Here is an 8,867-nt window from a genome sequence, read left to right on the forward strand (position 1 = left end):
AGTTTTTCTGTCAGGGGTATTATGACAACTGCTGCCTTGTTGAACTGGATGAAGAGCCTCCACATCAGATTAATGAAGAGGCTCTGAAAATTGCTTTACAGATATCTCTATTGATGAATTGTGAAATTATTCCCTACAGCCAGATAATGAGAAAGACAGTTATCGATGGAAGTAATGTTTCGGGGTTTCAGAGAACTGTTCTTATTGCGAGAAATGGATGGGTTGAAACTGAACAAGGAAGGGTTGGAATAAATGCAATTATGTTGGAAGAAGATGCAGCGAGAGCTGCATCTGGAAAAGATGAAGAAGAGACGGCGGAGAATGTTAAAATCTACAAATTGGATAGACTAGGCATTCCTTTGGTAGAGATTGCAACCGCTCCTGATATTAAAACTCCCGAACAGGTAAAAGAGGTTGCTCTTCACATCGGAGAGATTTTGAGAGCTTGTAAAGTTAAAAGAGGGTTAACGGGAAAAGCGAGAACTCCCTCAATGGGTTTGATATATCTTTTCAAGGTTCCAGCCTGCCGGTAATATTTGATTTCGTTAAGACTTAAGGCGTCCTTCAGTTCAAAACCTCCCACATGCACGCGATTTAATCGCGATAAATAGGCGCCGCAGCCGACCCTTTCGCCGATTTCGTTGGCCAGGGCGCGGATATAAGTCCCTTTGGAGCAGCAAACGACAAAACTGATAAAAGGAAGGTTCAATCTGGTCAAATTGATATCATTGATTTCAATTTCTCTCTCAGGCGTTTCCACCTGTTCCCCGCGGCGGGCCAATTTATATAATCGTTGCCCATTCATTTTGACCGCAGAAAAGGCCGGAACCCTCTGTTTGATTACTCCTTTGAATTCGGAAAGGATTTCGGCAACCTCCTTTGCGCCCAACTCGGGGACCACCCTCACGGTGGATTCATCCATGATTCCCTCGCTGTCAAAAGTTGAAGAGCGTATGCCCAGCTTGATTTCGGCCTCATAGGTCTTATCCGCCTCGGCCAGGAATTGCGCGATTTTTGTGGCGCGACCCAGACAGATGACCAGAAGTCCGGTTGCGCGCGGGTCGAGCGTTCCGGTATGACCGATTCTTCGCTGACCGATAGCCTGCCTCAAATTGGAGATAACATCATGGCTGGAAACGCCATAAGGCTTGTTGCAAAGAAGGATGCCATCATATTGAACCATTGACGATCTCCTTCAATTCCTCCAGCACTACTTTTCGCGCCGCCTCGAGTGGCAACTCGATCATGAATCCTGCGGCGCTATGATGTCCGCCGCCGCCGTACTTGTGGGCCAGGCGGGAAACATCCAGACTATCGCGCGAACGCAACGAGACTTTGGTACGATTGCCATTGATTTCTTTAAGCAATCCGCCGACAATTACGCCATGGCCGAATAGGGAGAAATCTGTCAGGCCATCGGCCTCGCTCAAATCGGCGCCATTCTTCTCAAGAGTGCTCTGCTCCAATTGAAGAAGACAGATTTTCCCATTTTCAAAGAAACTGATGCCGGAAAGTACTGCGCCGGTGAGTAAGAGGGTGGAACTGGGCAGAGAATAATAGATGTTGTCGCAGATATCCCTCTGATTGGCGCCTGCTTCAATGAGGCGTCCCGCTATTTCCATAGTTCTTCTTTTGGTGGAGCCATAACGAAATCTGCCGGTATCGGTTAAGATAGCCGCATAGAGCCAGGTGGCGGTTTTTTGATCGATGGGAATATCGGCCTCGATGAACAGCTCCGCCAGCATTTCGCCGACCGAGGAAATTTCGCTATCCAGGTAATTGACGGTGCCGAAATTTCGATTATCAGGGTGATGATCGATGTTTATTATCAGCGTTTCAGGGGTCACCAATTTCTCGGCTCCTCCCGTTCGCTCCAATCCAGGACATTCGAGGACAATGGCCAGGTCAAAGTTCATTCCGCCGTCATATTTCGTGATATCATTGATCAGCGCTATATCGGGAAGAAATCGATATTTGAAAGGTATGGTCCCCCGGTTTAGAATCAGTCCGTTTTTCCCCAGATTGGTGATTAACTGAAGCAGGGCCAGCTGCGAGCCGATGGAATCTCCGTCAGGTTCCTCATGCGAGCTTATCAGAACAGATTGCGAGCTCTTGATGATTTCGAATAATTTGGCGCTATTTATTTTCGTCGTTGTGTTCATCTTTCCGGGACAATTCATTTAGGATCTGTTCAATTCTCATGCCGCGTTCGATGGAGGGGTCGAATTCAAATCTTATTTCCGGAGTTTTTTTCAGGCGCAACAAAGCTCCCAATTCGCTCTGAACTCGCTTCCGGATACGCGTCAGATAGGCCGAAGCTCTCTGCTTGGCCTCATCATCCCCCAGGACCGAATAAAATATAGTGGCATACTTCAAATCCGCCGATATTTCCACGTCGGTGAATGTTACCATTCCCTGCAATCGCGCCGTGCATTCATGTTCCAGCATAACCTGCACATCCCTCAAAATCTGGCTCCTGAGTCGATCAGATCTCTTGAACTGGCGCATAATAATCCTTAAAGTATTTCCACTCGATAATCGGTCATGTATATTTCCTGTTCATTCTTCACCGCTTCAACTATACGTGCAATCATCTGGTCGGCGAATCTCTTATCGTTGCTGACAACGGCCGCTCCGATCTGGGCCATTCTCAGATTGTTATTGTAATCAACCTCGGCGACAGAGACATTGAAACGGCTCTGCAGCCTGGCCAGAAGCGGTTTCAATCTCCTTCTTTTCTCTTTTAATGAAGTTACGCCTGGGAGATTGATATCAATGACAACCGTACCGACAAACAACCGTCACCCATTCATTCCAATTTTCTTGCTGTCTCAACCAGATGATATACTTCAATCGCGTCGCCCACCTTTATGTCGTTGAAGTTTTCGATCGCGATGCCGCATTCATAGCCGCTGGCCACCTCGCGGGCGTCATCTTTAAAGCGTCTGAGCGAGCTCAAGGCCCCAGTAAAAACAACCCTTCCGTCTCTCACGATATGCGCACGATCGGTGCGGTGGATGGTGCCGTCTTTGACAAAACAACCGGCGATCGTTCCGACTTTAGGCACTTTGAATACCTGGCGCACCTCAGCCATTCCGCCGAATTGCTCGCTCACTTCCGGCGCCAGCATTCCCTCGAGAGCCTTTCGCACATCGTTTTCCACGTTATAAATAATATCATATTGCTTAATATCCACTTTTTCACGGGCGGCGGTTTCTCGGGCACGCATATCGGGACTGACATTGAATCCGATGATGATGGCATTGGAGGCGGCGGCCAGAAGTACATCCGATTCACTGATTGCTCCCACTCCCTTATGAATAATAATAGTGCGCGCCTCCTCGGTGGCGATTTTGCTGAGCGTTTCGGCCAGCACTTCCGCCGAGCCATCGACATCGGCCTTTATAATCAAACGCAATTCCTTTATCTGGCCATCTTTGATCTGCGCATAAATTCCTTCAAGAGTGGCATGTCCGTACCCGCGGCGAATTTCCTGTTCGCGTTTCAATTGCATACGCTTGACGGAAATTTCGCGCGCTTCCTGGTCGTCGGCGACTACCATGATAGAATCACCGGCTTGAGGGACACCGTTAAGCCCGGTGAGACGAACGGGTAAGGAGGGTCCGACGGCCTTAAGTATCTCATCGCGATCGCTCAGCATCACCCGGACGCGTCCGCTGAAAGAACCCGCAACGATCGGATCGCCGACTTTCACGGAACCTTTCTGAATAATGATAGTACTGACCGGTCCCCGGCCGCGTTCGAGATTGGCTTCAATTACCACACCCTGGCCGCGAATCGTGGGGTCGGCTTTGAGGTCAAGCATCTCTGCCTGCAGAATAATCATTTCCAGCAGACGTTCCATACCCTGACCGGTTTTGGCGGAGATTTCGACCATGATTGTCTTGCCGCCCCATTCCTCCGGCATCAGGTTGTATTTGCTCAACTGCTGACGAATCAAGTCGGGATTTGCGGTCGGTTTGTCAATTTTGTTAATCGCAACGATGATCGGCACGCCAGCGGCCCGGGCATGATCAATGGCTTCCACTGTCTGCGGCATGACCGCGTCATCGGCGGCCACCACCAGAACTACGATATCGGTAATTTGGGCTCCGCGGGCACGCATCGCCGTAAAGGCCTCGTGACCCGGTGTATCGATAAAAGTAATCTGGCCGCTGGGCAGAATCACGGCATAGGCGCCGATATGCTGTGTAATGGCACCGGCCTCATGGGCAGCGACATTTGTTTTCCGGACATGATCGAGAAGCGAGGTCTTGCCGTGGTCAACATGCCCCATGACCGTGACGACCGGCGCTCGATAAGAGAGATTTTCCTCAGCCTCGGATTCACGAGCCTCTTCGCCTATTTCGCCCTTTTCCTTGATACCGTAACCGCACTCGAGGGCGAGAGTTTCAATCGTTTCGAGGTCGAGGCGCTGATTGATCGAGGCCATCATACCCAGTTTAAAACAGGTGGCGATCAACTCCGCCGGTTTCATATCCATGGCCTTGGCCAGCTCCGCCACCGTCATGAATTCGTTGACTTCAATAATATTCTCTTCGAGGATCTCAATGGTATCGTCAGATTTAAAACGGCGTTTATATTTTCTGGTCTTTTTGACTCCCCCGATTGTGGCCATGGTCGCCTTGAAGCTCTTGACTACCGCTTTACGGTCAACCTGATGCCCGTCTTTTCCCTTTTTACGTTTGTCGAATTTTCTTTTCCGTTTATCGTGGCGCTTCAGTGCCATGGACAATCTGGCCAGGCGTTCATCGAAAGTTCCTTCGGCAACGACTTCACCGGAGGAAGGCGGCTTGGGCGGTTTGGGTTTCTTTTTTTGCTCGATGTCCTTTTTGGCCGCTTCTTTTTCGGCCTCAAATTTATGCTCAATGGCCTTGAGCATATCGTCGGTCGCCACAGACATGTGCGATTTCGGTTCGAAATTCAGTTCCTTGAGAATCGACAATAAGGCGTTAGATGAAATTTCATAATCCTTGGCTACATCATATATTCTCTTTTTGGCCATTTAGCACTCCTCTCCCCGCTCAGTTAGTTTTTCGATGGTGCACCTTCAGTGTTATCGCTGGGTTCCAAATCGCTCTTTTCACGATCCGCATCAGCTCTTTCCTTTTTAGCCGCTTTGGCTTCGGCCGTCTCCGCTTCACGACGCAATCGCTCCGTCTCCTTGCGCTTCACTTCCAGTTCGGCCACCAAAGCTTTGGCTGTTTCAATCAGCGATTCCGCCGTCTTCTGACCGATACCATCGATCTTGATAAGGTCTTCCATGCGGGCTTTGGCCAGTTGCTGGACAGTATTGATATCAGCATTGACCAGTTTCTCTTCCATCTTATTCCCGATACCTTCGAGATTGCCGACCGCCACCATCTCTTCCGCTTCGCGTTTCTTCATTTCATTGTAATCCGATTCGGCCATGATATTGATTTTCCAGCCGGTCAGTTTCGAAGCCAGCCGCGCATTCTGGCCGGATTTGCCGATCGCCAGCGAGAGCTTGTCGTTTTCCACCGCCACTGTCATGGCCTGTTCATCCTCAAAAACATCTATATGGACTACTTTGGCCGGGGCCAGTGCGCGGGTCACAAAAACCTCCGGATTGGAACTGAAGGGAATGATATCGATTCTTTCATTATTCAATTCCCGGACAATCGACTGCACTCTGACACCTTTGATTCCCACGCAGGCGCCCACGGGGTCGATGCGTTCATCCGACGAATAGACCGCTATCTTGCAGCGCTCGCCCGGCTCGCGGGCAATCGCCCTCAGCTCAATGACCCGCTCAAAAATCTCGGGCACCTCCAATGCGAACAGACAACGGAGAAATTCATTGTTTACACGGGAAAGTATAATCTGCGGACCGCCGGTCGACTTTTCGACATTCAAAATATAGGCCCGAATGCGGTCTCCCTGACGATATTTTTCGCGCGGTATTTGCTCCTTGATCTGGAGAATGGCCTCCGCCTTCCCGAGATTGATAATCAGATTCCCCTTGTCTATTTGCTGGACGGTACCGGTGGCCAGCTGACCGACCCGGGTAATATATTCATCATATATCTTATCTCTTTCGGCGTCGCGGACTTTCTGAATAAGCACTTGCTTGGCCGTAGTGATAGCATTGCGCCCGAATTCCTCATCGACCTCAAGATAAATTTCCATTTCATCATCCAGTTCGGCGGATTCGTCAAGTTCTTTGGCATCCTCCAGAGAAATCTCGGTCATCTTATCCGTGACCTTCTTGACCACTTTCTTCATGGCGATCATGGTGATCTCACCGGTTTTGCGATTAAGTTTGAAAGTGAGATTTTCCGCCTGAGGGTATTTTTTCTTGGCCGCCGCGAGAAGGCTCTCCTCAACTTTACTGACAACCACGTCGAGGTCGATGTTCTTTTCCCGGGCAATCATGGCCAGGGCTTCCACAATCTCAAAAGCCATTTAATCTATCTCCATCAAATTACTATTTTCCCCATTCTGACAGTTCCCAAATCTATTTTCTTTAACCCATCCTTCATCCGCAGTTCCAAGCCGGTCTCTTCCACTGCGACCAACTCTCCCTTAACAGGCGGGATTTCAATATCATTGAAAATGATCTGCAAATTCTCGCCTATCCGTCGCCTGAAATCCTTGACCGTAATCAACGGCCGATCCAGGCCCGGCGAAGAGACCTCAATAACATAGCCGAATTCAAAAATATTTTCACCGTCAATTATCGTTTCAATCGCCTTTGAAAGACGAACACAGTCATCAATATTGACGCCATGGTCGGAGTCGACAAACACCTGAAGACGGCTGTTTTTCTTGAAGCGGGAAAGCTTCAATTCAACGAAATCAAATCCTTCGGATTCCAAAGTCGCCGTAATCAACTCCACTATCTTATCCTTTAACTCCATCTTAATCTTCAGCAATTCCTTATGAGGCTTTGCCTATGATATAACCTAATATTATAACAGTTTATTCTCTCTTCTGCAACCGATTTCAGTTCAGTTGATGCTCTCCAGCAACTCCTTCACCGCCCCAACCACATTATCCATATCCACCAGAAGAATCTTATCGGATCCCCGGGATTTCACCTCTAATTTCCCTTGTTTTAACGACTTATCTCCGATTACAATCCTCACCGGGCTGCCCACAAGATCGGCATCATTAAATTTCACCCCGGCCCGCTCCGGGCGGTCATCGAGAAGACAATCAATATTATTGCTAACCAATTCGGCATAAATTTGTTCCGCCGCCCTCTTATGTTCTTCCTTCTCATAGTTTAAGGGGATTATCTCGACCATATAAGGGGCTATATTTTTGGGCCAGATTATTCCCTTTTCATCATGATATTTCTCAATTGCCGCCTGGGGGGTGCGAGTGATACCAATGCCATAAGAACCCATGATGAATGGCTTTTCCTTCCCTTCCGCGTCGAGGAAAATGGCATCCATGGAGATCGAATATTTGGTCCCCAACATAAAAGTATTTCCGACCTCAATCCCTTTCTTCTCGGTCAGAAATCCATCGCAATGCGGGCAGAGTTCGCCGGCGGTCGCATTAATCAGATCGACCACGCCGGTGGCTTTGAAATCGCGATCAATATTGACATTCATGAGGTGTTTTTCATTCTTATTGGCGCCGGTGACCGCATTAGGGATACGGGTTACCTCCGGGTCGACGATCATCGGGATATTTTTCAAACCGGCCGGGCCGGCAAATCCGACCGGGCAACCGGTAATCTCCTCCACCACCGAGGCGGGGGCCATCTCCAGGTCGATCGCTTTCAGGTAATTTTTCAATTTAACCGGATTAAGCTCACGGTCACCTCTGATTAAGGCGGCGGCCGGTTTGCCATCAGCCATATAAATAAGTGTCTTGACCAGTCGCTTTGAGTCAACCTTAAGAAAAGCTGTCACCTCTTCAATGGTCGCTGCCCCCGGCGTATCGACCTCTTTTAGAGGCAGAAGCTCGGGATCAACCGCGGGCGGATTGGCCTCACGGAAAGTAGCTTTTTCGATATTGGCAGCATATTCGCACTTGTCACAGAAAATCAATGTCTGTTCGCCCCCCTCGGTATCAACGATGAGCATAAACTCATGGGCCGCTTTTCCCCCCATGGCGCCGGTATCCGATTCGACTTTTCGAGTTTCCAGCCCGGCCCTTTTGAAAATGGCGAAATAAGCGTCAACCATCTTTTGATAGGAGACCTCGAATGATTTCTCATCGGCATCGAAGGTATAGGCGTCTTTCATGATGAATTCCCGGCCGCGCATCAGTCCGAAGCGCGGGCGGATTTCATCCCTGAATTTGACCTGAATCTGATATAAATTTATGGGCAGCTGTTTATAGCTTTTCAACTCCCCCTTGAGAAGATAAGTGACTATCTCTTCATGAGTTCCGCCAAGGACCAGTTCATGGGTGTGGCGGTCTTTCAGGCGCATCTGTTCTTTGCCGACCGTATCAAATCGCCCGGATAATTTCCAAACTTCGGCCGGGTGAAGGACCGGCATGGTTATTTCAATAGCACCGGCGCGATTCATTTCTTCCCGGACTATGGCCGAGAATTTTTCGATAACTCTTTGCATTAAAGGAAGATAAATATATACTCCGGCGGCCAGCTTGCGGATATAACCACCGCGAAGAAGCAGTTGATGCGAAATAAGTTCGGCCTCTGAGGGCACCTCCCGCAAAGTCGGGATATATGTTTGCGTCCAGCGCATTTAGACCTCTTACTAAGTTTTCCGAAAGGTTAATCAAGTAAGATATTTTAATATATCTTTTTGTCAATCAAAAAGATTGGGGCTTCCTCCATCAGATTGCCCAGGTCGCTTCAAATATGGATTGTTTTCAGAAGAATTATAAGAGTGTCAATGCTC

At 48.9% G+C, this 8,867-nt stretch carries 8 protein-coding genes and 1 pseudogene; 1 reads left to right on the forward strand and 8 read right to left on the reverse strand.

Features of this window, described 5'->3' with window-relative positions:
• Positions 1-467 (forward strand): annotated as a pseudogene (locus NT002_12230) (Glu-tRNA(Gln) amidotransferase GatDE subunit E).
• Here NT002_12230 and truB read toward each other — a convergent pair.
• From truB to NT002_12270, 8 genes are all read right to left on the reverse strand, one after another.
• A complete protein-coding gene (truB, locus tag NT002_12235) occupies positions 422-1,183 on the reverse strand; it encodes a tRNA pseudouridine(55) synthase TruB (GenBank protein ID MCX6830029.1) in 762 nt (253 codons plus the stop codon). The pseudogene NT002_12230 and the gene truB sit on opposite strands and share 46 nt — an antisense overlap.
• On the reverse strand, positions 1,170-2,162 hold the full coding sequence (locus tag NT002_12240; GenBank protein MCX6830030.1) for a bifunctional oligoribonuclease/PAP phosphatase NrnA: 993 nt from the start codon (positions 2,160-2,162) through the stop codon (positions 1,170-1,172). The genes truB and NT002_12240 overlap by 14 nt, the downstream gene beginning before the upstream one ends.
• A complete protein-coding gene (rbfA, locus tag NT002_12245) occupies positions 2,137-2,508 on the reverse strand; it encodes a 30S ribosome-binding factor RbfA (protein MCX6830031.1) in 372 nt (123 codons plus the stop codon). Before rbfA ends, NT002_12240 begins: the two co-directional genes overlap by 26 nt.
• An 8-nt stretch (positions 2,509-2,516) precedes the next feature.
• Positions 2,517-2,798 carry a DUF503 domain-containing protein gene (locus NT002_12250; GenBank protein ID MCX6830032.1) on the reverse strand — a complete coding sequence of 94 codons (282 nt, stop codon included), beginning with the start codon at positions 2,796-2,798 and terminating at the stop codon, positions 2,517-2,519.
• An 11-nt stretch (positions 2,799-2,809) separates the two neighbouring features.
• Positions 2,810-5,026, reverse strand: a complete 2,217-nt coding sequence (gene infB, locus NT002_12255) for a translation initiation factor IF-2 (protein ID MCX6830033.1) — start codon at positions 5,024-5,026, stop codon at positions 2,810-2,812.
• A 23-nt stretch (positions 5,027-5,049) separates the two neighbouring features.
• Complete coding sequence (gene nusA, locus NT002_12260) at positions 5,050-6,447, reverse strand: transcription termination factor NusA (GenBank protein MCX6830034.1); 1,398 nt, start codon at positions 6,445-6,447, stop codon at positions 5,050-5,052.
• A 14-nt stretch (positions 6,448-6,461) separates the two neighbouring features.
• Positions 6,462-6,902 carry a hypothetical protein gene (locus NT002_12265; protein ID MCX6830035.1) on the reverse strand — a complete coding sequence of 147 codons (441 nt, stop codon included), beginning with the start codon at positions 6,900-6,902 and terminating at the stop codon, positions 6,462-6,464.
• 90 nt (positions 6,903-6,992) lie between these two features.
• Positions 6,993-8,711: a proline--tRNA ligase gene (locus NT002_12270; protein MCX6830036.1), complete on the reverse strand. Its 1,719-nt coding sequence runs from the start codon at positions 8,709-8,711 to the stop codon at positions 6,993-6,995.
• Positions 8,712-8,867: the final 156 nt, after the last annotated feature.

It is taken from the genome of Candidatus Zixiibacteriota bacterium, from assembly GCA_026397505.1.
GTDB lineage: Bacteria > Zixibacteria > MSB-5A5 > GN15 > PGXB01 > JAPLUR01.